Raw genomic sequence first — 26,840 nt, forward strand, 5'->3', positions numbered from 1 at the left:
TGAAACCGCCGGACACGGCAAGGTTCTTCGGAACCGCGCTGGCCAGGAGGTGCAGAAAGGGCGGTTTGCCCCGGCGACAGCAGCTTTGCGCGGCTGTTCTTCCATTTCACGGCGGCGTGCTGGGACCGCCGGCCCGGTTCAGGGAGCCGCCTCCTCCAGCAGCCCGCCATTGCGCACCATGCGAATCCGCTTGGCAGCGCCCGTGCGGTCGTCGGTTTCGACAAACACGCCGGACAGGGTAGCCTCTCCGTTCGCCGGGGTGAAGCGCGCTTTGGGCATGCCGGTCAGGAACCGGCGCATCGGCTCAGCCTTGTCCATGCCGATGACCGAGTTGTAATCGCCGCACATGCCCGCATCGGTCAGATATCCAGTGCCTTCGGACAGGATTTGCGCATCCGCGGTCGGGACATGGGTATGTGTGCCCGCGACCAGCGAGGCCCGGCCGTTGCAGAAATGGCCCATTGCCATTTTCTCGGAGGTGGCCTCGCAATGCATGTCGACGATGACCGCCTGCGCCAGCCCGCCGCGCGGGTGCGATTTCAGCACCGCCTCAACCGCACCGAACGGGTCGTCAAAGGCGCGCTTCATGAACACCTGGCCCAGCACCTGGACCACCAGCACCTTACGCCCGCCGGGAGCATCGAACAGCCGGTAGCCGCGGCCCGGCGCGCCCTTGGCAAAGTTCAGGGGCCGGATGATGCGCGGCTCCTTCTCGATGAACTGCAGCATGTCCTTTTGATCAAAGGCATGATCGCCCAGCGTCAGGCAGTCGACACCCGCATCCAGCAGCAGCTTGGCGTGCTCGCCGCTCAGTCCCATGCCGTTGGAGGCGTTTTCGCCGTTCACCACAACAAAATCGAGCCGCCACTCGTCACGCAGCCGCGGCAGGTTTTCGGTGACGGCGCGGCGCCCTGCGCGGCCCATCACATCGCCTAGAAACAGAATTCGCATTGCGGCGTGGTACCCGCAGGCGCGCTGCAGAACAAGTCCCGCCGCCGCCGGACAAAACTTTTCTGAAAAGTTTTGCCGGGATTTTTCAGAAAAATCTTGGGTCGGACCGCTGGCTTTAGCGGGTGAACTGCAGAATCCGGCTTTCCGTGACGATCATGTCGAGGGGCTGGTCGGTGGGCTCCAGCGGCAGGTCTTCGGCCTCTTGGGCGTCGAAGGCAAAGCCGATGGCCAGAGTGGCACGCTTGCCGCGCAACAGTTCCAGCGTGCGGTCATAAAACCCGCCGCCGTAACCCAGCCGGCCGCCGCCGGCATCAAAGGCAACCAGCGGCACAACCAGGATTTCCGGCTCGAAGAAATCATCCACCTCAGGCACCATGGCGCCGAAGGGGCCGTCGCGCAGCGGGCCTTCGGGCTGCCAGCGGCTGAACTTCAGCGGCTGGCCTGCTCCCATGATGACCGGCACCCCGACGGGGCCGTGCGCAGCGGCCTCGGCCATCGCGGGCACCGGATCAATCTCGGTGCGGATCGGCAGGAACCCCGACAGCGGCACGCCGCGGTAGCCAGCCAGAACCTCTGACAGGTGGCCTGCGGCGCCGGGGATGTTGCGGGCATGCGCCGCCTTGCGGCGGGCAAACGCGGCCTTGCGGGCGGCGGCCTTGATTTCAGTCAGATCCGTCATCGCGGTCTCCTACAACAGAACAATGGCCGCAAGGCCCAGGAAAGCGAAAAAGCCGACCACATCGGTCACCGTGGTCACGAAGGCGCCGGAGGCCAGCGCCGGGTCAATCCCGGCTTTCTCCAATAGAACCGGGATCACGGTTCCTGCCAGCCCGGCCACGACCAGATTGATCACCATCGCGACGGCGATCACCCCGCCCAGCGCCGGCGAGCCGAACCAGACGATGCCAACAACCGCCATCACCACCGCAAAGATCACCCCGTTGACCAGGCCCACCAGCACCTCGCGGCGGATCACCCGCCACACGTTGGAGCCGGTGAGGTCGCGGGTGGCGATCGCGCGCACTGCCACCGTCAGCGACTGGGTGCCGGCATTGCCGCCCATCGAGGCGACAATCGGCATCAGAACCGCCAGAGCGACGAACCGGGCAATGGTCTCTTCGAACAGCGCGATCACCAGCGAGGCCAGCACCGCCGTCACCAGGTTCACCGCCAGCCAGGGGAAGCGGCGTTTGGTGGTCTCGATCACCTTGTCGGCCAGCGAGCTTTCCTCGCCGACACCAGCCAGGCGCAGGATGTCCTCCTCGTGCTCCTCATCGAGCACGATCATGGCGTCGTCGATGGTGATGACCCCGACCAGGCGCCCTTCCCCGTCGACCACCGGCGCGGAAATCAGGTGGTACTGGTTGAAGGCATAGGCCACATCTTCCTCGTCCTGATCCGCCGGGATGACCTGAAAGGTGTCTTCCAGAAGATCGGTCAGCGGCACCTCGCGCCTGGAGGCCATGATCCGCCCAAGGGTGACATTGCCGATCGGATGCGCCCGCGGATCGACCACCACCACGTGGTAGAACTGTTCCGGCAGGTCCTCGGAAGCGCGCATGTAGTCAATGGCCTGGCCGACATTCCAATGCTCCGGCGCCATCACCACCTCGCGCTGCATCAGGCGGCCGGCGGAGCTTTCAGGATAGCTCAGCGACTGCTCGACCGCGACCCGGTCGGCGTCCTCCAGCACATCGAGGATGGCTTCCTGCTGCGGCTCCTCGAGATCTTCCAGCAGGTCGACGACGTCGTCGCTTTCCAGCTCCCGCACCGCCTCGGCCAGAACCGCGGGGTTGAGGATGGAGATCACTTCCTCGCGGATGCTTTCGTCCAGCTCCGACAGGATTTCGCCGTCGAATTCGCGGTCGTAGAGATGGATCAGCCGGGTGCGCTCAGTGGAATCGATTTGTTCCAGAAGGTCAGCGATATCGGCGGCATGCAGATCTTCCAGAAGCTCGGTCAGGGTCTGCTGGTCGCCCTGCTCCACGGCCTCCAGAATCTGGGCCACCAGCTTGCGGTCCAGGTCGTAGGCGTCGTCCTGAGGCAGTTCGCCGGTGATGTTGTCGCCGCTGCTCATGTGATGCCCCCGGTTTTTCTATGCGATTGCCTGCAAGTTAGAAGACGCCGCTACCGGAAAACAATGGCAATGCCGCAATTTACCAGCGCTGCTCCGGCGGGTATCCTGAGCCGAGCCATTTTGCAAGGAAAGGGTTGGAAGAATGAGCACCGGAATCATCCTGAAGGGGCAAGTGCTGTCCTTCAGCCGCTCTCCCTTTTCCGGGGGCCGGCCGGAAGAGGCCGCCCGGCTGCAGGAGGCGGTGGCAGTACGGGACGGCAAGGTTGCCGGCGCCGGAACGCTGGCGGAGATGCAAGCGCTGCTGCCGGCGGCCGAGGTCGCCGATCACGGCCGGAAGCTGATCCTGGCCGGATTTGTCGACGCCCATGTGCACTACCCGCAGACAGCGATTATCGCCAGCTGGGGCAAGCGGCTGATCGACTGGCTGAACAGCTACACCTTCCCGGAAGAGATTCGGTTCGGCGACCGGGCCTACGCGGATGAGATCGCCAACCGGTATCTGGACCTGACCGCGGCGCATGGCACAACCACGGTGTGCAGCTATTGCACCATCCACCCCGAAAGCGTGGATGCGTTTTTCGCCGCTGCGCAGGCGCGCGGGCAGCGGGTCGCGGCGGGCAAGACCTGCATGGACCGCAACGCGCCGGAGGAGCTTCGGGACACCGCGCAGTCGGCCTATGACGACAGCGAGGCGCTGATCACGCGCTGGCACGGGGTGGACCGGCTCGACTATGCGATCACCCCGCGGTTCTCGCCCACATCGACACCGGAACAACTGGAGGTGATGGGCGCGCTTTGGGCCAAGCACCCGGAATGCCTGATGCAGACGCATCTCAGCGAGCAGACCGATGAGATCGCCTGGGTGCGGGAGCTGTTCCCGCAGGCGCGGGACTATTTGGACACCTACGAGGAATTCGGACTGCTGGGGGCAAAGGGGCTGTACGGCCATGCCATCCACCTGGAGGAGCGCGAGCGGCACCGGCTGCGCGAATACGGCGCGGCGCTGATCCATTGCCCGACATCGAACACCTTCATCGGCTCCGGCCTGTTCGACATGGCCGGCCTGATGGCGGAGGGGCAGCGGATCGGGCTGGCCACCGATACCGGCGGCGGCTCCAGCTTTTCGATGCTGCGCACCATGGCCGCGGCCTATGAGGTCGGCCAGCTGCGCGGCACGCCGCTGCATGCGGCACAGCTGTTTTGGCTGGCGACCCAAGGCTCGGCAACGGCGCTGCGGATGCAGGACAAGATCGGCAATATCGCCCCCGGCATGGAGGCGGATCTGGTGGTGCTGGACCTCGCTTCGACCCCGGCGATCGCGCAACGCAGCGCACGCGCCGAGGATCTGTGGGAAGCGGTGTTTCCGACCATCATGATGGGCGACGACCGCGCGATTGCCGAGGTCTGGATCGGCGGTAAGCCGGTCACGGGCGGATAGCGGCGCGGCCTCAGCAGCCTGGACGCGCCAGCACCATCACCCAGAGGTTGCCTTTGCTGCGCGCCAGTGCAAATTCAGTGACTTTTCGGTGCAGCATATTCTTGCGGTGGCCACGCGACTCTTCCCAGCCGGTCATCACCTCCGCCAGGCTGCGCTGCCCCTTGGCAATGTTCTCGGCTGCGTTGCACCAATTGTATCCGGCGTATTTCAGCCGCTTGCCAACATTGCTGCCGTCGCTGCCGGTGTGTGAGAAGAACCCCTTGCGCCTCATATCCTCGGCATGCATCAGCGCGGCCTTTTCCAAATTGGCAGAGTAGCGCAACGGCGGCAGGTCGCGGCTGGCCCGCAGCGTGTTGATGCTCGCCAGGGCGGCGCGGCGGTCCACATTCGCAGCAAGGGCTTGCGTTCCGCACAGCAGGGTGCAGACCAAAAAGGCCAGCAGTCGTTTCATGCTCTCAGTCCTCAATCAATCCTCAATCAGCTTGCGCGCCAAACTGCGATGGCGCTCAAGCAGCCGGGGCAGATCAAGCGTGGTGACTTCACCATTGCGGACAATCTGCCTGCCCTCGACAAACAGATGCTTAACCTGAATCGGCCCTGCCAGCAACAGCGCCGCCGGATCCCAGCTGCCGCTCGAGGCGACGCCGGTGGTGTCCCAGATGGCGACGTCGGCGCGCTTGCCCGGTTCCAGCCGGCCGCAATCCGGCCGGCCCAGCACATCGGCGCCGCCGCGCGTAGCGATTTCCAATGCCTCATAAGCGCTCATTGCGTCGGCGCCGTTTGCAACCCGCTGCAGCAGCATCGCCTGGCGCGCCTCGGCGCTGAGGGTGGCCATGTCGTTGCTGGCGGAACCATCGACCCCGAGGCCCACCGGCACGCCTGCGTCGCGCATCGCGCGGACCGGCGCAATGCCGCTGCCCAGGCGGCAGTTGGAACAGGGGCAATGGGCAACCCCGGTGCGGGTTCTGGAAAATAGATCAATCTCTTGAGCGTCTAGCTTCACGCAATGGGCGTGCCAGACATCGTCCCCGGTCCAGCCCAATTCCTCGGCATACTGGCCGGGGCGACAGCCGAATTTCTCCTGTGAATAGGCAATGTCCTCATCGTTTTCAGCCAGGTGGGTGTGCAGCATCACGCCCTTGTCGCGCGCCAGCAGCGCCGCGTCGCGCATCAGCTCACGGCTGACTGAGAAGGGCGAACAGGGCGCGAGGCCGACCCGGCACATCGAGCCCTCGGACGCGTCGTGGAAGCCGTCCACCACCCGGATCATGTCGTCGAGGATGGCGCTTTCATTCTCGACAAGGCTGTCGGGCGGCAGGCCGCCGTCGCTTTCGCCGATGCTCATGGCGCCGCGGGTCGGGTGAAAGCGCAGGCCGATCTCGCGGGCGGCGTGAATGGTGTCCTCGAGCCTCGAGCCGTTTGGGTAAAGATACAGGTGGTCTGAGCTGAGCGTGCAGCCCGACAGCGCCAGTTCCGCCAGCCCCAGCTGCGCGGAGACGAACATCTCGTCCGGGGTGAAGCGCGCCCAGATCGGGTAGAGCCGCTGCAGCCAGCCGAACAGCAGCGCATCCTGTGCCCCCGGCACCGCACGGGTGAGATTCTGGTAGAGGTGATGGTGGGTGTTCACCAGCCCCGGGGTCAGAACGCAGCCGCGGCCGGAGACCACTTCTCCGCCGGTTTGCAGCCCCTGCCCGACCGCGGCAATCTCCCCGCCGCGGATCAGCACATCAGCACCGTGCAGCACACGCCGGTCGTCGTCCATGGTCAGGACGGTATCAGCATTTTGGATCAGGATCTCTGTCATATCCACACACTCCTTGAGACAGCCCGCTTCATAGGAATGTGTGATTGACCGATGGAAAACGGGCGAAGAACCGGCCTGCGGCGAACTTACAGGCCGGGACCGCCGATTTCAACCCGTCCGTGTCTGGCGCAGCAGCTCCAGCGCTGCGGCATGGAGGGTTGCATTGGCCGCCGCCAGAACACGGCCGCCGTTGTGGGCCGGGTTGCCCTGCCAGTCGGTGACAATACCGCCTGCCGCCTGGATCACCGCAATCGGCGCCTGGATGTCATAGGCGTTCAGCCCGGCCTCAATCACCAGATCCGCCTGCCCGGCCGCAACCAGCGCATAGGCGTAGCAGTCCATGCCGTAGCGGGTCAGCCGGGCGCGGGCTGCAACGCGTTCAAAACCGGCGCGCTCTTCTGCGGTACCGACCTCAGGGAAGGTTGTGAACAGGATTGAATCCGCCAACGCCGCGGTGCCGCGGGTCTGCAGAGGCTTCTTCCCGAGCGGCCCGGTCATGGCGGCGATCTCCGCCCCGCCCCAGAACCGTTCGCCGGTATAGGGCTGGTCGATCACGCCGAGGAAGGGGCCGGACTCATCCGACAGAGCGATCAGCACCCCCCAGGTCGGGGTGCCGCTGATGAAGCCGCGGGTGCCGTCGATCGGGTCCAGCACCCAGGTGCGGCCGGACCTGCCGGGATCCGCGCCGAATTCCTCGCCGAGGATACCGTCATCCGGGCGCAGTTCCGCCAGCACCGCGCGCATCGCCTGCTCGGCGGCGCGGTCGGCCACGGTTACCGGATCAAACCCGCCTGCGAGCTTGTTCTCGGCATTTAATGAAGGGGTTCTGAAATGCGGCAGGATGGCAGCGCGGGCCGCGTCTGCCATCCTGTTCGCTACGTCGAGATCCGTGAGTGCTGCCTGTGTCATACGTGAACGGGTGCCACCCGGACGCTTTCATTGCAAGCGCAAACCTCGCCATTCGCAGGGTCTGCGCTGCGACTTCCGGTCAGGCCCGGAAGTCGACCGGGGCCTGCCGCGGTCTTAGGCGACGTCGCTCAGCACCCGGGCCAGTTCGAACAGGCGCCGCCGCTGATTTTCCGGGATCGAGTAATAGGACCGCACCAGGTCCAGCGCTTCCTTGTCCCCCATCAGATCCTCCGGTACGGAGGCCTTCTCCGCCGGGGCCTTCCCCTCTTCCTGCAAGCCTTCGAAGAAGAAGCTCACCGGAACTTCCAGCGCGTCGGAAATGTCCCATAAGCGGGAGGCGCTGACCCGGTTGGCACCGGTTTCATACTTCTGAATTTGCTGGAACTTGATGCCGACCTGCTCGGCGAGCTGCTGCTGCGTCATGCCAATCAGCCACCGGCGGTGACGGATGCGCTTTCCCACATGCACGTCTACGGGATGAGCCATGCGTTTCTCCTAACTGTCATTGTGGCCAAACCCGGACCGCTCAACCAATAACCCGTTCCGGCAGCTGTAGATGCCTGCCGGAAACACGTTTCCCCATCAGAGCGATCAGACTTCAACCTCTGAGCAAAAGTGTACAACCCTTGCGGTTGATTGCAAGGCTGCCGTCGCCCCTGACGGGGCCTTGTAACCCAAGCGCATGATTTCGCGAAGCATTTTCCCAAACGTTTTATTGCCAATCAGCTGCGGATCGCGTACCTCCCCAGAAATAGCGAGGTGTAACCCCCGGCAGCACCCCGACAGTGTGGCAGCGCGAATCACGCTGATTCCCGCAAAAGGTGAGGAAAACACATGCAGGCCTTCCAAATCTCCGCTGCCGGCTGCGCGCCGGCCCTGACCGAAACGGACTGCCCGGCGCCCGGCCCGGGCGAAGCGGCCGTTGCCTTGCGCGCCTGCGGCCTGAACTTTGCCGATCTCCTGATGATGAAGGGGACTTACCAGGACACTCCCGAACCGCCGTTCACCCTGGGGCTGGAGGCCGCCGGGGTGGTAACTGCGCTCGGGGACGGCGCGGAAGGGTTTGCCGTTGGCGACCGGGTGGCGGTGTTCGGCGGCTCCGGCGGCCTGGCCGAGGCCGGGGTGTTCAGCACCGAGCGGCTGATCCGGATCCCGGATGCGATGAGTTTCGAACATGCCGCAGCCATGCAGATTGCCTACGGCACCAGCCACATGGCGCTGGATCACTGCGCCCGGCTGCAGCCCGGCGAGACCCTGCTGGTCACCGGCGCCGCTGGCGGCGTCGGACTGACGGCGGTGGAAATCGGCAAGCTGATGGGCGCAACGGTGATCGCCCAGGCCCGCGGTCAGGACAAGCTGGACGTGGCTGCGGCAGCCGGCGCAGATCATCTGATTGACGCCAGTGAGGATCTGCGCAGCGCGGTGAAGGCGCTTGGCGGCGCTGATGTGGTATATGATGCGATTGGCGGCGATGTGTGGAAAGCGGCCTTCCGCTCCGCCAACCCGGGCGCGCGGCTGCTGCCGGTGGGCTTTGCCGGAGGCGAGGTGCCGCAGATCCCGGCCAACCACCTGCTGGTCAAGAACCTGACGGTGATCGGCTTCTATCTGGGCGGCTACATGAAGTTCCGTCCCGAAGCGGTGCGCCGGTCCTTCGAGACGCTGTTCGCCTGGCACGGCGAAGGGCGCATCAAACCGCACATCAGCCACACACTTCCGCTGGCGCAGGCGGCAGAGGGGCTGGAGCTGCTGCGCAGCCGCAAATCCACCGGCAAGGTGGTGATCACCATGGGCGGCAGCTGACAGGCCGCCCCGCCCCGGCCCAAGGGCGCTTTCCAGGGGCGGCTTTCCCGCCTGCTTGTCAGCTGGCAGCGCGCAAAGGCGCAGCCCACAACCCCTGGAAGCCTTGCCGGATGAACTCGGCGAGTTCCTCGACATAGGGCGCCCGCACGCGCTCTGCCCCGTAGAGATTGATGTGCTGCATCGGCAGTTCAGGCAAGCCGCAGCCCTGGCCGATCAGCTCCTGGTATGACGGCTGGGTGCCTTCCAGCAGCACGCCCACCGCCAGATCGGCGCTGACGGTGGCCTCAACCGTTCGGTCGGAATCGCTGTCCAGCGCCATTTCCCACTCGATGCCCGCCTGATCCAGCGCCGCGGTCGCCACCGGGCGGAAGCTGCAGTTGCGGCAGAAGCCAAGCCGCAGGGGACGCTGCCGCCAGACCGCCCCGTCCGGCGCACCGACCCAGCGCAGCGGCATGCTATGGATCGTCTCACCACCCTCGCCCGCCCCGGTTTCTGTGGTCAGGATCAGGTCGAAGGCGCCGCGCGAGAACTCGGTCTTGAGGTCGCGGGTATTGGAGGTGCAGAGGTTCACGTTGACCCGCGGATAGCTGAGGCTGAACCGCTTCAGCACCTGCGGGATGACCGGGTGCACAACATCATGCGGCACTCCCAGCAGAACCTCGCCTTCAAACGCCTGATCGGTCAGCCGGCTGATCACCTCATCGTTCAGCGCCACCATCTTGCGGGCATAGCCCAGCATCTGCTCGCCCTCGGCCGTCAGCGCGATGGTGCGGCCCGAGCGGTCCAGCAGTTCCAGCCCCAAAAGCTCCTCCAGCCGCTTCATCTGCATGGAGACCGCCGACTGGGTGAGGTGCAGGAAACCGGCGGCGCGGGTCACGCCGCCGTATTCGGCCACCGCCACAAAAGAGCGGAGCGTGGTGATATCAAGATTTCTTACCATCACGGAACCTGATTCATTGGATCAAAAACATTCGTTTTCAAAATATGCCACACCGGTCCATATTCATCAACACAATTGATCGCCCAAAAGGGAAGCATCACAAACACAACTGAAGGACCACAGCCATGACCCTCGCAACCTCCTCCTGCTCCGCCCCCTGCGCCCCTGGCAAGCCGCAGCTGTCCCTGACCGCGCGCCTGAGCCTGCACCTGGCCGCCTGGCGCCAGCGCCGCCAGCTGGCGCGGCTGGATGCGCGCGCCCTGGAGGATATCGGCGTGACCCGCGCCCAGGCTGACGCGGAGGCCCGCGGCGGGTTCTGGAAAGCGCCGGATCACTGGCGCAGCTAAGGCAGCCCGGCCTCTCCCGGCAGCCACTTTCCGGACGGGCCGCCGCAGCGCGGCCCGTTTGGTTGTTTTTCATGCATTTCTTTGCTCGAAATACTTGAACCGAACTGCGCTTCACCCGATATTTGGCAGGAAAGCTGCGGCCCGCGGTCCCATTCGTGTGCCGGCAGCGAGGGAGTAGATTACGGAGACCATTCCAAATGGCACAATTCGACACCATCCGCTCTGCCGCAGGCGCCCGCGCTGCGCAGATTGATGAGGGCCTCCGCGCCCATATGAACAAAGTGTATGCCACCATGTCGGCAGGCACGTTCATCACCTTCCTGGCCGCCTGGGCGATTGCCGGGCTGTCGGTCACCTCGGACCCGGCCAATGCCGTGGCCCAGCTGAGCGCAGACAAGTATCTGACCAACGTCGGCTATGCGCTTTATGCCTCGCCGCTGAAGTGGGTCATCATGTTCGCACCGCTGGCCTTCATCTTTGGCATCGGCGCCGCCGCCAACCGCATGTCCGCGGCCGGCGTGCAGCTGCTGTTCTACGTCTTCGCGACCGTGATGGGCCTGTCGATCAGCTCGATCTTCCTGGTCTTCACCGGCGAGAGCATCGTGCAGGTGTTCCTGGTCACCTCCATCGCCTTTGCGGGCCTGTCGCTGGTGGGCTACACCACCAAGAAGGACCTCAGCGGCATGGGCTCCTTCCTGATCATGGGCCTGATCGGCCTGATCGTGGCGTCGATCGTCAACATCTTCCTGGCGTCTTCCGCCATGGCGTTTGCGATCTCCGTGATCGGCGTGCTGATCTTTGCGGGCCTGACCGCCTATGACACCCAGCGCATCAAGAACGACTACCTGCAGCACGCCCACATGGGCGACCAGGAGTGGCTGGCGAAATCCGCGATCATGGGCGCGCTGAGCCTGTATCTGGACTTCATCAACATGTTCATGATGCTGCTCCAGCTGCTTGGAAACCGCGAATAACCGCAGGCCACATTCCAAAACAGCGAGGGGCGGATCTCAACGATCCGCCCCTTTTCATTTGAACAACAATAACAGGGAAAGCACCCATGAAAATTATTGAGATTCCGGCGGCAGAGGCAGGCCGCCTGCTGCCGCTTCTGCAGGACCTGCACGCGCTGCACGCACAGCATCAGCCGGAGCGGCATATTCCAGCCCCGGGCAGCGACGATCTGGCCGCCTGGCTGCAGGACTGGCTGCAGGAGGACAACGTCTTCGCGCTGGCGGCAGAAAGCCCTCAGGGCGCACTGCTGGGCTATCTGATCTATGAGCTGCAGGACCGCCCGGCCCTGCCCGTCCGCCCGGCTGAAACCCGGGCCATGCTGCACCATATCTCGGTGACCGAAGCCTGGCGCCGGATGGGCGTCGGCAAGGCGCTGGTGGAGGCGATGAAGACGCGGGCGCTGGCGGCGGGCGCCACGGTGGTTGCGGCCACCTATGCGCCGTTCAACAGCGCCTCCGCCGCGCTGATGCAGGGCATGGGCATGTCGCCGGTGCTGACCATGGCGGAGTGGCGGGCCTAGGATCAGGAGCCTGAGCAGTCGAGGGCGGCGGAAACAGCGACCGCCCCCTGCCGGCCTGCAACCGTGCGGAAGCTTCCCTCCACGCGGCAGCCTGAGGCGCTGCGGAGCATCTCCAGCAGCTCAGCCCCGGCAATGTCGGGCAGGACGGGCACCAAGCTGGTTTCAGGCACGCTCAGCACCGCCACACCGGCACTCCCGGAGCGCACCAGGCTCAGCGCCAGCTTCCGGCCGTTCAGGCGCACAAATATTGCTTCGGCCGCCTCTGCCCGCCAAGAGGCCGCAGCCGCAGCCGGCAAAGGCTCAGAATGAACGGGCGGCGGCAGCGGCACGGCCACCTTAGCCTCATAGAAACCGGATACCGGCACCCCGGCCACTGACAGTACCGCTGCCAATACCAATACTCTCACAGCACATCCACCTGCTTTCATTGCAACCCACGGCTGTCAGGCTAGAAAGCAAATGGGGCGACAAGATGCCGGGCTGCCGGGTAATCCATGCGGCATTTTCGGACAATTGCGGACAGCGGGCAGAACCAGCCGTCCGGCCCCAAAAGAAAACGGGCCGCGCATTGCGCGACCCGTTTCCGGAATTCGGTCTGTAAGGAAGGCTTACTTGATTTTGCCTTCTTTGTACTCGACGTGCTTGCGCACGACCGGGTCGTATTTGCGCACGACCATTTTCTCGGTCATGGTGCGTGCGTTTTTCTTGGTCACATAGAAGTGGCCGGTGCCCGCGCTCGAGTTCAGGCGGATCTTGATGGTGGTCGGCTTCGCCATGGTGCTTCTCCTGCGTCCGAAAAGGCAGGGGCCTCTCGGTAAATTCCTATCTGAAGCCCGGCTTTTACCTGCCCTGCGCCCCAAGTCAACAGCAGAATTGCCCGGAAACCGCCCCGGAAGGCCAATTCGGCCAGCGAGGCGGCTGAACAGGGCCATTAAACCGCATTGCGCCCGGCAAGGCGCGGTGAAACGTAGCCTCAGCACCCGTTTGCCCCATTTCAATGCATGAACGCCCGCCCCTAGCCCGAAAGCCTGCCGATGCCCGAGAACAGGGAATCCAGCCGAGCCGAGCCGCAACCGAATCTTCTGGTGCGCGCGGTGGCCCGCCTGGCAGTTTCGTTGCGGTACAAGCTGCTGACAGCCTTCCTGACCGGGACGGGCCTTGTGATAGTGCTCGCCCTGCTGGGCCTGCAAACCCTACAGCAGGCGAATGAACGGACCCGGCAGCTGATCCGCGACCAGCAGCAGATCGCGGCCTATAACCGCATTTATCAGAGTGCAGGCGACGCCTTGGTATTTGCCATGGCCAGCATATCCGAAGCCCCGGGCCGCATGGGGCTGCCTTTGGCCCAGGCGCTGAATGAAGCCAATGACCTGACAGTCATTGTCGCCCGCTATGCCCGGCAGGTGGATCGGCAGAACCTGCCCAGGGATCCCCGGCTGGCCGCATTACAGCGGACTGTGGAACGGCTGCCGCCTGCCGCATCGGCCCTTGCACAGGCGCGGCAAAGCGGCGGCACCGCAGGTGTTGCCGAACTGGTAGAAAGGCAGTTCACCCCAATCGCCCTGAGCATTCAGCGCGACGCCTACACGATCGCCAAAGACATCGAAGCCCGGATGAACCTGCGCGCACAGGAGACCGCCCAGGCCTCCGTGCGCGCCCGCGCCCTGGTCATCGGGGCGAGCGTGGCGGCGGTTCTTCTGTCGTTGCTGGCCGGCTATGCAATTTCTTCCTCGGTGCTCTGGCCGGTGAAGCAAATCGGCAAGGCGGTCTCGTCTGTAGCCTCCGGAAACTTCCGCGCCAGAGCAAGCGTTCCCAACCGGGATGAATTCGGCGGGCTGGCACGGAACGTAAACAGCATGAGCCGGGAGCTGGGAGCGCTTTACGAGGAGGTCAATGCGCAGAAGGAGGAACTGCAATCCTGGAACAGCCAGCTGGAACGCAAGGTGGCGCAGCAGGTCGCCGAACTGGAACGGACCAACCGGCTGCGCCGCTTCCTGCCCGAGCCAGTGGCACAGATGATCGTGGAGGCGGGCAGCGGCAGCACCCTGCTGAACAGCCAGCGCCGCACCGTGACGGTCCTGTTTGCCGACCTGCGCGGCTTTACCGCCTTTGCCAGCGCCGTTGCCCCGGAACAGGTGATTGCCGCGCTCAACGCCTTCCACCGGGTTGCAGGGCCGCTGATTGAACAGGCTGGCGGCACGCTGGAGCGGTTTCTGGGCGATGGGCTTCTGGTGCTGTTTAACGCACCGCTGCCCTGCGATGACCCGGCCGGCCGGGCGCTGACGCTGGCGCAGCAAATGCAGGCAGCCTTTCCGGCCGCCGTGCAGCCGTTTCAAACCGGAAACAGCCGGATCGGGCTGGGAATCGGGATTGCCACCGGCGAGGCGACGCTGGGCCAGATCGGTTTCGAGGGGCGGCTGGACTATGCGGCAATCGGCGCAGCGCCAAATCTTGCTGCACGGCTTTGCGAGCAGGCGCAAAGCGGCCAGATCCTGCTGTGCGAAGCCACCGCCCTGGCCATTGGTGCCGGGTTGCAGAAAGCAGGCAGGTTCGAACTAAAGGGTATTCCCGGTCCAGCCATGGCCTATGAGCCTGTGTAACGCGCAGAAGGCCTGTAAGCCGGATCCTGTCCCCCCTGCCCCGAAAAGCAGGGATCGATGACCATTCATCTAGGCGGCGCATTGCTGCGCCGCTCAAGCTGCCAACCCGGTCCCTCTCGGCTGAAGCGAACCTAGCGGCGGTTTTCCGGCGGACCGGAACCTGCCCGCGCGGGGACCCTATTTGGCATTGCTCCCGGTGGGGCTTGCCGTGCCGCCCCTGTTGCCAGGGGCGCGGTGGGCTCTTACCCCACCGTTTCACCCTTACCAGCCCGGGGGCTGGCGGTCTGTTTTCTGTGGCGCTTTCCGTCGGGTTTCCCCGCCCGGGCGTTACCCGGCACCGCTGCCTCATGGAGTCCGGACTTTCCTCGCGGAGCTGACGCTCCCCGCGGCCATCCAGCCTTCTGCGCGAGGGGAGGCGTAGGAACAACTGGGGGCGGCGTCAAGCGGATAGTGCGGCGGCAGGGGGCCTTGCCCCTCTTGCTTCCCGCCCGATCCTCGGAAGGTGCCGCAGGCAAGAAGAACGGCAGCCGCGTCCTGTTGCCTCAGGCGCCCCGGAGCGAAAGGCAGATCCGCTCAGCCGTCCGGCCTCAGCAGCCGCGCGGGCGCAAAGCCGCAAAGTCCGCTGCCGAGAGCGGCCCGCGCGCCCAGGGCCGGAATCGCAGCCTGACCGCCGCCAGAAGCGTTGCGTCATCCGCGGGCGCCGTGAAGCCCGCGGCATGCGCAGCCTCGCGGAATCGGGCTGCAGAGGGCGCAACCGGCACGCCCCCTTCCCTGGCGCCGGCGGCCAGCCCCTGCCGGGCCAGGCGCGCCCAGTCAAACCGCGGTCCGGGATCAGATTTGCGCCCCGGCGCCATGCAGGAATGGCCGATGACCCCCTCTGACGGAATGCCCCAGCGCTGCATCGCGCCGCGCATCAGCGCCTCGAGCGACGTCATCAGTGGCGCGCTGAAAGGATGGGTGCCGCGGTTGTCGAGCTCAATACCAATGGAACGGGAGTTGATATCGCTCTGCCCGGCCCATTCGCCGGCGCCGGCGTGCCAGGCACGGTCGCTTTCCGCCACCATCTGCCACAGCGTTCCGTCCGCGCCGATCAGATAGTGGGCGGAAACCTCTGCCTGCGGATCGCACAGCCGTTCCAGCGCGGCTTCCGCATTGTCCATGGCCGTGTAGTGCAGAACAATCAGGGACGGCGTCAGACCGTCCCTGCGCGGCCCTGAATTCGGGCTGGGGTGCCAGATGGCCCCTGTCTGATCAGGCTTGCGCTGATCGGGCGCCATCAGTTCTGAACGGCCAGCCGGTAAGGCGCAGGGTCCCAGCCGCAGGCGAAACCGTCCCCATCGGGGTCCAGCGCCTTGCGGTCGCGCTCTGGCCCGCCGCTTTCGAGGAAGGCGGTCTGGGCCTGATCAGGCGACGCGAATTCGGCACAGTTGCGCGCGCTGCGCGCCTGCAGATTGATGCCCGCGCGGGTATAAAGGCGCACGCCTTTGGGGTTGGAGGTGCTGAGCGCGTATTTCACGATATTCGGCCCGGTGTCGACGGAGCGTTCCGGCACCGCGGTCGGCTGCACCATCTGGTATTGCGACCGCTGGCGCTGCAGCCGGGCGGCATCGCTTTCGATCGACTGTCGGGAAGATACCGCCTCAAAGTCGTTCTCGTCCGAGATGTCCGCGTTGCCGGTCATCTGCGGCGCCTGGTTGGACGGGCTGGCATCCACCGGCGCCGCGCCTGCGTCGGCGCGGGAGGCTGCCAGGGCCGCCTCGGTCTGCCGCGCGATGTCCGCATCGCTGGACGCGGCCGCGGCAGTGCTGAAGGCGCCGGCCGTGGCGGTGGAAGCGGCGCTGCGCGCTGCGGCCGGTGCCGGGTAGGACACGGGCTCAGTGGAGACCCGCGCCGGCGGCACCAGCGGATCGCCATTGATGGTGGTGCCCGCGGCGGGCGGCGGTGCGAAGGGGTCGCCGTCGATGCCAACGCCGGCGGCGCTGTCTGGAACCTGAGGGGAACAGGCAGCCATGACCAAAAGGCTGCCTGCGGCGGCGTAGGATGCGAATGCGCGCATGGGGTTACCTGTCTGCTCTGCTCAATTGCTGAGGCAGAGGTTTACCACCATTGCTGCGGCTTGGCTACAAAGCCGGCCGCATTCTCCAGCGCATAGGCAGTGTTCAGCAGATCGCCCTCTTCCCAGGGCTTGCCAATCAGCTGCAGACCCAGCGGCAGGCCCTGGGAATCCAGACCCGCAGGCACCGCAACCCCCGGCAGGCCTGCCAGATTCACGGTGACGGTGAAGACATCGTTCAGGTACATTTGCACCGGATCCGCCTCGGTCATCTCGCCCAGGCCAAAGGCCGCGGAGGGGGTGGCCGGGGTCAGGATCGCGTCGACACCCGCAGCAAAAGCGTCCTCGAAGTCCTTCTTGATCAGGGTGCGGACACGGCGGGCGCGGTTGTAGTAGGCGTCGTAGAAACCTGCCGACAGCACGTAGGTGCCGACCATCACGCGGCGCTGCACCTCGTGGCCGAAGCCCTCGGCGCGGGTCTTCTCGTACATCTCGGTGATACCGTCGCCCGCCTCCAGCGCGGCACGGCGGCCGTAGCGAACGCCGTCATAGCGCGCCAGGTTCGACGACGCCTCAGCCGGGGCAATCACGTAATAGGCGGGCAGCGCATATTTGGTGTGCGGCAGCGAGATATCGACGATCTCGGCGCCGGCGGCCTTCAGCATCTCGGCGCCATCGGCCCAGAGCTTGCTGATTTCCTCAGGCATGCCATCCATGCGGTATTCTTTCGGGATACCGATCTTCTTGCCGCGGATGTCGCCGGTCAGCATCGCCTCGAAATCCGGCACCGCCAGTTCGGCAGAGGTCGAATCCTTGGGGTCATGGCCGCACATGGCTTCCAGCATGATGGCGGCGTCGCGCACCGATTTGGTCATCGGGCCGGCCTGGTCCAGCGAGGAAGCAAAGGCGACAATGCCCCAGCGCGAGCAGCGGCCGTAGGTCGGCTTGATGCCGACGGTGCCGGTGAAGGCGGCAGGCTGGCGGATCGAGCCGCCGGTGTCGGTGCCGGTGGCCGCAAGGCAGAGATCGGCTGCCACAGCGGAAGCCGAGCCGCCGGAGGAGCCGCCCGGGGTCAGCTGGGCCTCGTCATTGCCGCGGCGCCAGGGGCTGACGGCATTGCCGTAGACGGAGGTTTCGTTGGAGGAGCCCATGGCGAACTCATCCATGTTCAGCTTGCCCAGCATGACGGAACCGGCATCGGCCAGCTTCTGGCTGACGGTGGATTCATACTCCGGCTTGAAGCCTTCGAGGATCTTCGAGGCCGCCTGCGACGGCACGCCTTTGGTGCAGAACAGGTCCTTGATGCCGATCGGCAGGCCGCACATCGAAGGCGCATCCCCCGCCTTGATGCGGTCGTCCGCGGCCTTGGCGCGTTCCATCGCAATGTCGGGCGTCTTGTGCACGAAGGCGTTCAGCGCATCAGCGGCGTCGATCGCCTTGAGGCAGGCCTCGGTCAGCTCGACGGAAGTGGTGTCACCCTTGCGCAGCGCGTCGCGGGCCTCTGCCAGGCCCAGTTTGTTCAGATCGCTCATGTCTCTTACTCCACGACTTTGGGCACTGCAAAGAAACCTTCGCGGGCGTCCGGCGCGTTGGCCAGCACCTTGTCCTGCTGGTTGCCGTCAGTGACTTCATCCACGCGGCGCTTCAGGCGCTGCGGGGTGACGGAGGTCATCGGCTCGACGCCCTCGACATCCACCTCGTTCAGCTGCTCGATGAAGCCCAGGATATTGTTGAACTCGTCTGCCAGCGCCGGCAGCGCGTCGTCCTCGACCTTGATCCGGGCCAGTTTGGCCACCTTGGCGGCGGTGCTTTGGTCAATCGACATGGAAACCCTCATCTGGTGTTGGGTAGGCATTTACCGCCGTGCCGCCTGCGCTGCAAGCCTGCAACGGGCGGGCGGCCTGCAATCGGGCCGGCAGGCATTTTTTCCGGCACCTCCGCATTCCTTTTCGCCCGCAGCCTGTTAGGCTGCCGCCTAGAACAACAGCAAGGCCAACGGGAGGAAAAACCGATGAAGGTCATTTGGCTGGGCCATGGCTCATTCCGCATCGAAACAAGCGGCCAGGTGCTGCTGTTGGACCCCTGGCTGAGCGGCAATCCGGTGCTGCCGGAAGAAAGCCACGAGGCCGCCATCGCCGGTGCCACCCACATCCTGCTGACCCATGTGCATTTCGACCATGTGGTGGACGTGCTGCCGCTGGCAAAGCGGCTTGAGGTGCCGGTGGTGGGGCAATACGACCTGATGGGGCTTTGGGGTGAAACCGAGGGCGTGCAGACCCTTGGCTTCAACAAGGGCGGCACCGTCGATCTGGGCGGGGTGAAGGTTGCGATGGTGCCCGCCTCGCACAGCTCCACCTTCAACACCCAGGACGGGCTGCGCACCGGTGGGTCAGAGGTCGGTTACATGCTGATGGCGGAAGGCAAGACGGTCTACCTGTCCGGCGACACCGCGATCATGGCGGACATGGAGTGGATGGGCGATTACTACAAACCGGACGTCGGCATCCTGTCGGCAGGCGGGCATTTCACCATGGACATGAAGCAGACGGCCTATGCGGCGAAGCGGTACTTCAATTTCAAAAAGGTGATTCCCTGCCATTACAAGAGCTTCCCGGTGCTGGAACAGGACGCCAAGGACCTGATCGAAGGACTGCCCGGGGTGGAGGTGATCGAGCCGGAAGTGATGATGGCGATCGAGATCTGATGCATCCAGGCCGGGCGGGGCCCCTCCCGCCCGTCGCCGGACCTGCCGGGCAGATCCGCTCCCGTTGGGCAGGGCGCCGGGCCTCCGGCCCGGCGCGGATTGCCATTAGGCCGCCGGATTCATCTGCGGCACGGTAAAAGCCTGCCGGGCGGCGGCCGCCTTCTCCCGGCAGATGCAGCCGCGGGCATGGTCATTGATCAGCCCCATCGCCTGCATGAAGGCAAAAACCGTGGTCGGGCCGACAAATTTCCAGCCGCGTTTCTTGAGCGCCTTGGACAGCGCCACGGATTCGGGACTGGTGGAGGCGGTCTGCGGCTCCGGCAAATCCTCCGGCTTTGGCTCATAGCTCCAGAAGAACGCCGCCAGCGACCCCGCCTCTGCCACCAGTTCCTGCGCGCGGGCAGCATTGTTGATCACCGCCTCGATCTTGCCGCGGTGGCGGATGATGCCCTTGTCCTGCAGCAAGCGCTCCACATCCGCCGCGCCGAATTTCGCCATTTCGTTGAAATCAAACCCGGCAAAGGCAGCGCGGAAGTTCTCGCGCTTGTCCAGAATGGTCCGCCAGCTGAGGCCGGACTGGAAGCTTTCCAGGCAGACCTTCTCGAACAGGCGGATCTCGTCGCCGACCGGGTAGCCCCATTCCTCGTCGTGGTAGCGCAGGAAATCGGGCGCCGAGGCGCTCCAGGCGCAGCGGGGGTAGCCATCAGCGGCTATTATAGCACCGCTCATTCGCCGCCCCTGAGGAAATCAAGGCGGGGGTCCATCATAGTGGGCGCCACGCCGATGATTTCCGGCTCCACCACACCGCCGGTCACAAAGGGGTCCTGCGCGACGCGGGCGGCCAGATCCTCTTCGCTTTCGCCTACCGCAAGGATCGCGCCGCCTTCGCCATCGGTCATCGTTCCTGCAGCAAGAAACACCCCGTCCTCAAATCCTTGCTGCAGCCAGACCTTGTGCCCCTCCAGAAACTCGGCCAGGCGGTCTTTCTGCGCCGCAAATGAAAGCAAAATAAAATACATGAGTGTCTCCTGTGATGTGTGTCAGGCTGGGCGGTCCATCGGCGGCTGATCGCGAAGCCAGTCCAGCATCAGCTCTACTTCCCGGTTGATGAAGTCGGCATCGCCGAACGCCTGCGCCAGCGTTGCCGCCCCCTGGCTGCGCGCCAGCAGGTGCATGGCCAGGGCGTCCGGTTCCGTGCCGCAGCCCAGCTCTTCGAACTGGCGGCGGAGCCAGGTCCGGAACAGGGTGAAGATGGCATTGGCCTGATCCTGCGCCGCATGGTCCAGTTTGCCCAGTTCCGCCACCAGCGTGCCGACCGGGCAGCCGTAGAGAGTGATCTTGGCCTGGTTGGCGATCAGGATCCGGATGAAGCAGATGATCCGCTGTTGCGGACTGCCGCCCTCTGCCTGCCAGCCGTTCAGCATGGCGCGTGTATTGGCCATGCGGCGCGCGATCACCGCTTCAAGGATCTCGTCTTTGGTCTTGAAATGATAGTAGAAATTGCCGCGTGAGATGCCGACAGCGCCAGCAATATCCGCAAAGGACGTGGCCTCGAACCCGCGCTCATAGAATAGCTGGTCGGCGGCTTCTGCGATCCGGTCTTTGGCAGTTTGCTGCGCCATCCGGCCCCTTTAGGACAATTGACCTACTGACACCTGTAGGACAATTGACCTAAACCTGCAACAGCAAAGTCTACCGCGGTGCATCACCTCAGCGCTCAGCGCTTCTGCGCGAAGAACTCCTTAAGCAGTGCGCTGGCCTCGCCTTCCGCAATCCCGTCATAGACTTCCGGCGCGTGATGCGCCTGCGGGTGGGAGAACACGCAGGCGCCATGCGCCACACCGCCGGACTTGGGGTCGGAAGCGCCGTAGTACACCCGGCGGATGCGGGCAGCGGCGATGGCGGCGGCACACATGGCGCAGGGCTCCAGCGTCACGTATAGATCAAAGCCGGTGAGCCGTTCGCTGCCCTGCCGCGCGCAAGCCTCCCGGATGGCCAGAATCTCGGCGTGGGCGGTGGGGTCGTTCAGCTCGCGGGTGCGGTTGCCCGCCAATGCCGCCACCTGCCCGTCCGGCGCGATCAGCGCGGCGCCCACGGGAACCTCGCCGCGCTCTGCGGCCGCCCGCGCCTGGTCCAGCGCCTTGTCCATATGCGATTTGAATGCCATGCCCCTTCCTGCCCGCGATTGCCCGCTTTCGCAAGGCAGCGGAATGCTCTATGGCACAGGCATGAGCAAAACACCCGCATCCCCCAAGGGCAAACCAGGCCCGAAATCCCAGCCCCGCAAGGCTGCCGCCAAACCAGAGGCTGGCGCCTCGCCTGAGGGCGACCGCATCGCCAAGGTCCTGTCGCGCGCGGGTGTTGCCTCGCGCCGTGAGGCTGAGCGCATGATCGCCGAGGGCCGCGTGTCGGTGAACGGCAAGAAGATCGACAGCCCGGCGCTGAACGTGACCGCCACGGACCGGATCAGCGTCGACGGCCAGCCGCTGCCGGAGGCCGAGGCGCCGCGGATGTGGCTGTATTACAAGCCCACCGGTCTGGTGACATCGAACAGCGACGAAAAGGGCCGCAAGACCATCTTCGACGAGCTGCCGGAGGACATGCCGCGGGTGATGACGGTGGGACGGCTCGACCTCAACTCCGAGGGTCTTTTGCTGCTGACCAATGACGGCGGCATAAAGCGCAAGCTGGAGCTGCCTTCGACCGGCTGGCTGCGCCGCTACCGGGTGCGCATCAACGGCCGCCCGAAGGACGAGGATTTTGCCCCGCTGCGCAAGGGCCTGGTGATCGAGGGCGAGAAGTTCCAGCCGATGACCGTGTCGCTGGACCGCCAGCAGGGTGCCAACGCCTGGCTGACCGTCGGCCTGCGCGAAGGCAAGAACCGAGAGATCCGCCGCGCGATGGAGGATATCGGCTTCACCGTGAACCGCCTGCTGCGGGTGTCCTACGGGCCGTTCCAGCTGGGCGACCTGAAACCGGGCGAGGTCGAGGAACTGCGTCCGCGTGTGGTGCGCGACCAGTTGGGGCTGGAGCCGGAAGAGGAAACACCGGCGGCCAGGCCCACCCGCTCCCGCGGCCGCAAGCCTGCTGGCAGGCCGATGGGCAAGCCGGCCGGAAAACCGTCAGGGAAGGCACCGGGAAGACCCGGCAAACCCGCCGGAAAACCTGCCGATCCGCGCGGCGGACGCCCCGCCCAGCGCGGCGGCGGCAAAGGCCCGGGCGGCAAGAATCCCCGCCGCTGAGCCGAATCCTGCAGACTTCCCCCTAGCAACGCAGCCAGCTATCCCCTAGATTTCCAATCAGTTAATCTTTGCTGGCGGTTTTGGGGGACCTAGCGTGCAGAAACTTGCCTTTGCCGCCCTATTGATCCTGATGCTGGGCCTCAGCACCGGCTGGATTGCGGGAGGCTGATTAATGGCGCAGCGGTATGGCGGCAAGTACAGCCCGGACGGCAACGGCGAGCGGCAGGACACGCCACCGCAGCAGTCTTTCCGGAATGCGCAGGTAGACCCAGTCGGCATCCGCGCCAACCTGATGTTCCTGCCGCCCGCCATTCTGACATTGCTGTCACTGAACGACGGCGCCACCGGGCTGGCGCTGGGGCTGATTGCGGCGGGCCTGTGGACCGGCGGCGCCTTTCTGCTGCGCGAGGGGCTGAAGGCCGAGGCCGCCTATGCGGCCCGCAAGGTGGCGCGCAAACCCGCCCTGCCCCGCAAGATCCTGGCCGCCCTGCTGGCGGGCGGCGGCGCGGCGCTGGCGGCGTGGAAGGCCGAACCCGGCATTCTGATTGCTGCCATCTATGGCGCCGCGGCAGCAGGGCTGCACATTACCGCCTTCGGCATCGACCCGCTGCGCGACAAGGGCGTGGAAGGGGTCGACGATTTCCAGCAGTCCCGGGTGGCCCGCGCCGTGGACGAGGCGGAACAGAGCCTTGCCGTCATGAAGGACGCCGCCCTGCGCGCCCGCGACCGCAGGGTCGAGGCGCGGGTGGAGCAATTCCAGGAGGTCGCGCGCGAGCTGTTCCGCACGGTGGAGGAAGACCCGCGCGACCTGACCGCCGCCCGCAAGTACCTGACCGTCTATCTGCAAGGCGCCCGCGATGCGACGGTCAAGTTCGCCGATATCTATGCCCGCAGCCAGGATACCCGGGCCCGCGCCGACTACCTGGCGCTGCTGGACGATCTGGAACAGAATTTTGCCGCGCGCACCCGCAAGATGCTGGTGGAGGACCGCACGGACCTGACCATTGAAATCGACGTGCTGCGCGACCGTTTGCAGCGTGAAGGGGTCCATCTGGACCGGAACTGATTAGCGAGGAAGCCGTTCATGTCTGAAGCGATCCAACAGAAAGCCGCCGAGACCCAAGCCCTGGTCACTGAGGTCACTGCCATCGAACTGCCTGAACCGGTGGCCGAAGTGCAGCCGCTGGAGCAGGCCGACGCGCCGACCAGCCAGGCAATCCGGCAGCGGATGGACCAGATCGACATAGCGGACACCAATTCGATCATCCACTTCGGGTCTGCCGCGCAGGCGGAGCTGCAAACCATCAGCCAGGCGATGCTCTCCGACGTGCGCAACAAGGATGTCGGGCCTGCGGGCGACAGCTTGCGTAATATCGTGGCCACGATCCGCGGCTTTTCCGTGTCCGAACTCGACACCCGCCGCAAACCGACCTTCTGGGAACGGCTTCTGGGCAAGGCAACGCCGTTCGTGAAATTCACCGCGCGGTATGAAAGCGTGCAAGATCAGATCGACCGGATCACCGACGACCTGCTGGGCCATGAACATACGCTCTTGAAGGACATCAAGTCGCTAGACCTGCTCTACGAAAAGACACTGCAGTTTTACGATGAACTCGCACTCTACATCGCGGCGGGCGAGGCCAAACTTGCGGAGCTGGACGGCACCGCCATCCCGGCAAAGGAAGCCGAGGTTCAGGCTGCCCCCGAGGGCGACCAGGTGATGAAGGCGCAGGAATTGCGCGACCTGCGCGCCGCCCGCGACGATCTGGAGCGCCGGGTGCATGATCTGAAACTGACCCGCCAGGTCACCATGCAGTCGCTGCCCTCGATCCGGCTTGTGCAGGAGAACGACAAATCGCTGGTGACCAAGATCAACTCGACCCTGGTCAACACCGTGCCCCTGTGGGAGACCCAGCTGGCGCAGGCGCTGACCATCCAGCGCTCCGCTCAAGCAGCGGCAGCGGTGCGCGACGCCAATGACCTCACCAACGAACTGCTGACCTCGAACGCCGCAAACCTGCGCCAGTCGAACGAGATGATCCGCCAGGAGATGGAGCGCGGGGTGTTTGACATTGAAGCGGTGAAACAGGCCAATGCGGATCTGATCGGCACCATTCAGGACAGCCTCAAGATTGCCGATGAGGGCAAGGCCAAACGCGCCGCAGCCGAGGAAGAGCTGCAGAAGATGGAAGCAGAGCTGCGCGACACGCTGGCCGCCGCCAAGGCGCGGCGCGACGGGGTTGGCGACACCGCCGGCACCGCAGTGCCGGGTTAAGAAAGGCAGCGGGAGTGCAGGCAGTCCGGATACTTTGGAAAAGCGCGGCGGCCCTTACCGGGCTGGCCGCTCTCACGGCCTGCCTGCCCTTTGACCAGGCGGAATCGCTGGTACCGCAAGCCCGCCCCGCGGCGCCGCAGCCGGCGGTCTACAAGCCCTCAGCCGACAGCGCCCAGCTGGCCTATTACTACAACGCCCTGCAGCGCGACCTGCTGACCCGCGGGCTGCTGCGCACCGATGGCGGCGGGCCGGACACGCCCTACGATGCCGAAGATCTGGCCCGCAGCTTTGAAGCGCTGGCGTTCTATGACGAGTACGGCGGCGCAGGCATTGCCGGCGGGCTTGGCCGCTGGGCCGGCCCGGTCAGGATCGCAGCCGAATTCGGCCCCTCGGTGCAGACGGAGCAGCGGGCGCAGGACCGGGAGACGGTTACCGAATATGCCGCGCGGCTGGCGCGGATCACCGGCCATTCCATCAGCACTGTCAGCGGACGGGCCAATTTTCACGTGATTTTTGCCGGCCTCGACGACAGCGCCTTCGTGGCGGAGCGCGTGCGCGAGCTGCTGCCCGCGATAAGCGCCCGAGACCTTTCTCTGCTGGCCGCGCCGCCGCGCAGCTATTACTGCCTGGTGGTGGCGGGCGGGCCGCAAGGCGATCCGCTGTCTTACACCCGCGGCGTGGCGCTGATCCGCGCCGAACACCCGGCCCTGGTGCGCAGGAGCTGCGTGCATGAGGAAGTGGCTCAGGGCCTGGGCCTGAGGAACGACAGCCCGCGGGCGCGACCCTCGATCTTCAACGACGACGACGAATTCGCACTGCTCACCAGCTTTGACGAAAAACTGCTGCAGATGCTGTATGATCCAAGACTGACAATAGGGATGAGCGCCGAGGAGGCCCGCCCCATCATCCGCATTCTCGCCCGCGAGGCGATGGGCCAGGAACTGTAGGCCGCCAATAGAAGAGGACCGGCACATGGGTATTTTTGATTTTCTCAAAGGCGAATTCATTGATGTCATTCACTGGGTCGACGACACCCATGACACCATGGTCTGGCGGTTCGAGCGCGAGGGCCATGAGATCAAATACGGCGCCAAGCTGACGGTGCGCGAGGGCCAGGCGGCGGTGTTCGTGCACGAGGGCCAACTGGCGGATGTGTTCACCCCCGGTCTCTACATGCTGGAGACCAACAACATGCCGGTCATGACCACCCTGCAGCACTGGGATCACGGGTTTCAGTCACCATTCAAGTCCGAGATCTATTTCGTCGACACCACCCGCTTCAGCGATCTGAAGTGGGGCACCAAGAACCCGATCATCTGCCGCGACCCGGAATTCGGCCCGGTGCGGCTCCGCGCCTATGGCACCTACACGATCAAAGTGGCGGACCCCGCCCGCTTCCTGACCGAAATCGTCGGCACCGACGGCGCGTTCACCATGGACGAAATCTCCTTCCAGATCCGCAACATCATCGTGCAGGAATTCTCCCGCGTCATTGCAGGCTCCGGCATTCCGGTGCTGGACATGGCCGCCAATACCGCTGACTTGGGCAAACTGGTCGCGGCGGAGATTTCCGGCACACTGGCGGAATACGGCCTGATGATGCCGGAACTTTACATCGAGAACATATCGCTGCCGCCCGCGGTGGAGGAGGCGATGGACAAGCGCACCCAGATGGGCGTGCTGGGCGATCTGGGCCGCTACACCCAATTCGCCGCCGCCGAGGCGATGACCGCAGCCGCCCGGACGCCGAACAGCGGCATGGGCGCCGGCATGGGAATGGGTATGGGGCTCGCGATGGCGCAGCAGATGGGCCAGGCCCTGCAGGGAGGCGCGGCCTCGCAGGCAGCGGGTCAGCCGTCCGGGCCATGGGGCGCGCGGCCCGAACCCGCTGCACCGCAGCCGGCAGCGCCCGTGGCGCCGCCACCGCCGCCTGTCGAGCATGTCTGGCACATCGCCGTGGACGGGCAGACCTCCGGCCCGTTCTCCAAGGCGCGGATGGGCCGGATGGCGCAGGACGGCACACTGACCCGCGACACCCATGTCTGGACACCGGGCCAGGACGGCTGGAAACGTGCGGGCGAGGTCACAGAACTGGCGCAGTTGTTCACCATCCTTCCGCCGCCCCCGCCTCCCCCGCCGCCGGCCGGGTGACACCGCCCCGGGGCA

30 protein-coding genes and 1 other RNA gene are annotated in these 26,840 nt (G+C 65.3%); 12 read left to right on the forward strand and 19 right to left on the reverse strand.

Annotated elements, in window-relative coordinates:
• Positions 1-138 precede the first annotated feature (138 nt).
• From KUV26_RS05440 to mgtE, 3 genes are all read right to left on the reverse strand, one after another.
• Positions 139-951, reverse strand: coding sequence for a TIGR00282 family metallophosphoesterase (locus KUV26_RS05440; protein ID WP_222507620.1), 813 nt, complete (start codon positions 949-951; stop codon positions 139-141).
• Between the two features lie 115 nt (positions 952-1,066).
• Positions 1,067-1,630: a 5-formyltetrahydrofolate cyclo-ligase gene (locus KUV26_RS05445; RefSeq protein ID WP_222507621.1), complete on the reverse strand. Its 564-nt coding sequence runs from the start codon at positions 1,628-1,630 to the stop codon at positions 1,067-1,069.
• Between the two features lie 9 nt (positions 1,631-1,639).
• Positions 1,640-3,028: a magnesium transporter gene (gene mgtE / locus KUV26_RS05450; protein WP_222502773.1), complete on the reverse strand. Its 1,389-nt coding sequence runs from the start codon at positions 3,026-3,028 to the stop codon at positions 1,640-1,642.
• Between the two features lie 142 nt (positions 3,029-3,170).
• Between mgtE and guaD the strand changes: the two genes are divergently transcribed.
• Complete coding sequence (guaD, locus tag KUV26_RS05455) at positions 3,171-4,466, forward strand: guanine deaminase (protein ID WP_222507622.1); 1,296 nt, start codon at positions 3,171-3,173, stop codon at positions 4,464-4,466.
• Positions 4,467-4,476: 10 nt separating this feature from the next.
• Here guaD and KUV26_RS05460 read toward each other — a convergent pair whose 3' ends face one another.
• The 4 genes from KUV26_RS05460 to KUV26_RS05475 form a co-directional block, all read right to left on the reverse strand.
• Positions 4,477-4,917: a CAP domain-containing protein gene (locus tag KUV26_RS05460; protein WP_222502771.1), complete on the reverse strand. Its 441-nt coding sequence runs from the start codon at positions 4,915-4,917 to the stop codon at positions 4,477-4,479.
• 15 nt (positions 4,918-4,932) lie between these two features.
• Positions 4,933-6,270, reverse strand: a complete 1,338-nt coding sequence (locus KUV26_RS05465; RefSeq protein ID WP_222507623.1) for an 8-oxoguanine deaminase — start codon at positions 6,268-6,270, stop codon at positions 4,933-4,935.
• Positions 6,271-6,378: 108 nt separating this feature from the next.
• Entirely contained in the window at positions 6,379-7,179 is an 801-nt protein-coding gene (hisN, locus tag KUV26_RS05470; RefSeq protein ID WP_222507624.1) for a histidinol-phosphatase, read from the reverse strand.
• 114 nt (positions 7,180-7,293) lie between these two features.
• Positions 7,294-7,665, reverse strand: coding sequence for a helix-turn-helix domain-containing protein (locus tag KUV26_RS05475; protein ID WP_019295723.1), 372 nt, complete (start codon positions 7,663-7,665; stop codon positions 7,294-7,296).
• Between the two features lie 348 nt (positions 7,666-8,013).
• Between KUV26_RS05475 and KUV26_RS05480 the strand changes: the two genes are divergently transcribed.
• The gene (locus KUV26_RS05480; RefSeq protein ID WP_222507625.1) at positions 8,014-8,979 is read left to right on the forward strand and encodes an NADPH:quinone oxidoreductase family protein; all 966 of its coding nucleotides are present in this window, start codon (positions 8,014-8,016) and stop codon (positions 8,977-8,979) included.
• A 58-nt stretch (positions 8,980-9,037) separates the two neighbouring features.
• Here KUV26_RS05480 and KUV26_RS05485 read toward each other — a convergent pair whose 3' ends face one another.
• Complete coding sequence (locus tag KUV26_RS05485) at positions 9,038-9,919, reverse strand: LysR family transcriptional regulator (protein ID WP_222502767.1); 882 nt, start codon at positions 9,917-9,919, stop codon at positions 9,038-9,040.
• A 125-nt stretch (positions 9,920-10,044) separates the two neighbouring features.
• Here KUV26_RS05485 and KUV26_RS05490 point away from each other — a divergent pair, with 125 nt between their 5' ends.
• The 3 genes from KUV26_RS05490 (at position 10,045) to KUV26_RS05500 (ending at position 11,800) form a co-directional block, all read left to right on the forward strand.
• Positions 10,045-10,266: a DUF1127 domain-containing protein gene (locus KUV26_RS05490; protein WP_222507626.1), complete on the forward strand. Its 222-nt coding sequence runs from the start codon at positions 10,045-10,047 to the stop codon at positions 10,264-10,266.
• 197 nt (positions 10,267-10,463) lie between these two features.
• Positions 10,464-11,240: a Bax inhibitor-1 family protein gene (locus KUV26_RS05495; protein ID WP_222502765.1), complete on the forward strand. Its 777-nt coding sequence runs from the start codon at positions 10,464-10,466 to the stop codon at positions 11,238-11,240.
• Between the two features lie 86 nt (positions 11,241-11,326).
• Positions 11,327-11,800: a GNAT family N-acetyltransferase gene (locus KUV26_RS05500; RefSeq protein WP_222502764.1), complete on the forward strand. Its 474-nt coding sequence runs from the start codon at positions 11,327-11,329 to the stop codon at positions 11,798-11,800.
• 2 nt (positions 11,801-11,802) lie between these two features.
• Here KUV26_RS05500 and KUV26_RS05505 read toward each other — a convergent pair whose 3' ends face one another.
• Together KUV26_RS05505 and rpmG are read right to left on the reverse strand one after the other, a co-directional pair.
• On the reverse strand, positions 11,803-12,198 hold the full coding sequence (locus KUV26_RS05505; protein WP_222502763.1) for a hypothetical protein: 396 nt from the start codon (positions 12,196-12,198) through the stop codon (positions 11,803-11,805).
• Positions 12,199-12,408: 210 nt separating this feature from the next.
• A complete protein-coding gene (gene rpmG / locus KUV26_RS05510; protein ID WP_008554190.1) occupies positions 12,409-12,576 on the reverse strand; it encodes a 50S ribosomal protein L33 in 168 nt (55 codons plus the stop codon).
• Between the two features lie 258 nt (positions 12,577-12,834).
• On the opposite strand from rpmG, the gene KUV26_RS05515 reads away from it, so the two are divergent.
• Positions 12,835-14,400 carry an adenylate/guanylate cyclase domain-containing protein gene (locus KUV26_RS05515; protein WP_222507627.1) on the forward strand — a complete coding sequence of 522 codons (1,566 nt, stop codon included), beginning with the start codon at positions 12,835-12,837 and terminating at the stop codon, positions 14,398-14,400.
• Here the strand turns inward: KUV26_RS05515 and rnpB are convergent.
• The 5 genes from rnpB to gatC form a co-directional block, all read right to left on the reverse strand.
• An RNA gene (gene rnpB, locus KUV26_RS05520) (RNase P RNA component class A) lies at positions 14,400-14,805 on the reverse strand. The genes KUV26_RS05515 and rnpB overlap by 1 nt on opposite strands.
• Before the next feature lie 182 nt (positions 14,806-14,987).
• Positions 14,988-15,677 carry an N-acetylmuramoyl-L-alanine amidase gene (locus tag KUV26_RS05525; RefSeq protein WP_222507628.1) on the reverse strand — a complete coding sequence of 230 codons (690 nt, stop codon included), beginning with the start codon at positions 15,675-15,677 and terminating at the stop codon, positions 14,988-14,990.
• Positions 15,677-16,456, reverse strand: coding sequence for a hypothetical protein (locus KUV26_RS05530; RefSeq protein ID WP_222507629.1), 780 nt, complete (start codon positions 16,454-16,456; stop codon positions 15,677-15,679). The genes KUV26_RS05525 and KUV26_RS05530 overlap by 1 nt, the downstream gene beginning before the upstream one ends.
• 41 nt (positions 16,457-16,497) lie before the next feature.
• Positions 16,498-17,985 carry an Asp-tRNA(Asn)/Glu-tRNA(Gln) amidotransferase subunit GatA gene (gene gatA / locus KUV26_RS05535; RefSeq protein ID WP_222507630.1) on the reverse strand — a complete coding sequence of 496 codons (1,488 nt, stop codon included), beginning with the start codon at positions 17,983-17,985 and terminating at the stop codon, positions 16,498-16,500.
• Positions 17,986-17,990: 5 nt separating this feature from the next.
• A complete protein-coding gene (gene gatC / locus KUV26_RS05540; protein WP_222502758.1) occupies positions 17,991-18,278 on the reverse strand; it encodes an Asp-tRNA(Asn)/Glu-tRNA(Gln) amidotransferase subunit GatC in 288 nt (95 codons plus the stop codon).
• A gap of 186 nt (positions 18,279-18,464) precedes the next feature.
• Here gatC and KUV26_RS05545 point away from each other — a divergent pair, with 186 nt between their 5' ends.
• Positions 18,465-19,157 (forward strand): metal-dependent hydrolase, encoded by a 693-nt coding sequence (locus KUV26_RS05545; RefSeq protein WP_222507631.1) that lies wholly within the window; start codon positions 18,465-18,467, stop codon positions 19,155-19,157.
• 105 nt (positions 19,158-19,262) lie between these two features.
• Here the strand turns inward: KUV26_RS05545 and KUV26_RS05550 are convergent, their stop codons facing one another.
• From KUV26_RS05550 to KUV26_RS05565, 4 genes are all read right to left on the reverse strand, one after another.
• Positions 19,263-19,886 carry a DNA-3-methyladenine glycosylase I gene (locus tag KUV26_RS05550; protein ID WP_222507632.1) on the reverse strand — a complete coding sequence of 208 codons (624 nt, stop codon included), beginning with the start codon at positions 19,884-19,886 and terminating at the stop codon, positions 19,263-19,265.
• Positions 19,883-20,176, reverse strand: a complete 294-nt coding sequence (locus tag KUV26_RS05555) for a YciI family protein (protein WP_222507633.1) — start codon at positions 20,174-20,176, stop codon at positions 19,883-19,885. Before KUV26_RS05555 ends, KUV26_RS05550 begins: the two co-directional genes overlap by 4 nt.
• A gap of 21 nt (positions 20,177-20,197) precedes the next feature.
• Positions 20,198-20,779, reverse strand: a complete 582-nt coding sequence (locus KUV26_RS05560) for a TetR/AcrR family transcriptional regulator (RefSeq protein ID WP_222507634.1) — start codon at positions 20,777-20,779, stop codon at positions 20,198-20,200.
• A 95-nt stretch (positions 20,780-20,874) separates the two neighbouring features.
• Positions 20,875-21,324, reverse strand: a complete 450-nt coding sequence (locus KUV26_RS05565; protein WP_222507635.1) for a nucleoside deaminase — start codon at positions 21,322-21,324, stop codon at positions 20,875-20,877.
• Between the two features lie 61 nt (positions 21,325-21,385).
• Between KUV26_RS05565 and KUV26_RS05570 the strand changes: the two genes are divergently transcribed.
• The 5 genes from KUV26_RS05570 to KUV26_RS05590 all read left to right on the forward strand — a co-directional run bounded on the left by KUV26_RS05570 (position 21,386) and on the right by KUV26_RS05590 (position 26,825).
• Positions 21,386-22,399, forward strand: coding sequence for a pseudouridine synthase (locus KUV26_RS05570; RefSeq protein WP_222507636.1), 1,014 nt, complete (start codon positions 21,386-21,388; stop codon positions 22,397-22,399).
• 172 nt (positions 22,400-22,571) lie between these two features.
• A complete protein-coding gene (locus KUV26_RS05575) occupies positions 22,572-23,465 on the forward strand; it encodes a 5-bromo-4-chloroindolyl phosphate hydrolysis family protein (protein ID WP_222507637.1) in 894 nt (297 codons plus the stop codon).
• An 18-nt stretch (positions 23,466-23,483) separates the two neighbouring features.
• Entirely contained in the window at positions 23,484-24,674 is a 1,191-nt protein-coding gene (locus KUV26_RS05580; protein ID WP_222507638.1) for a toxic anion resistance protein, read from the forward strand.
• 14 nt (positions 24,675-24,688) lie between these two features.
• On the forward strand, positions 24,689-25,621 hold the full coding sequence (locus KUV26_RS05585) for a DUF2927 domain-containing protein (protein ID WP_409996939.1): 933 nt from the start codon (positions 24,689-24,691) through the stop codon (positions 25,619-25,621).
• Between the two features lie 25 nt (positions 25,622-25,646).
• Entirely contained in the window at positions 25,647-26,825 is a 1,179-nt protein-coding gene (locus tag KUV26_RS05590) for an SPFH domain-containing protein (RefSeq protein ID WP_222507639.1), read from the forward strand.
• Positions 26,826-26,840: the final 15 nt, after the last annotated feature.

It is taken from the genome of Leisingera daeponensis (assembly GCF_019801465.1).
GTDB classification, from domain to species: domain Bacteria; phylum Pseudomonadota; class Alphaproteobacteria; order Rhodobacterales; family Rhodobacteraceae; genus Leisingera; species Leisingera daeponensis_A.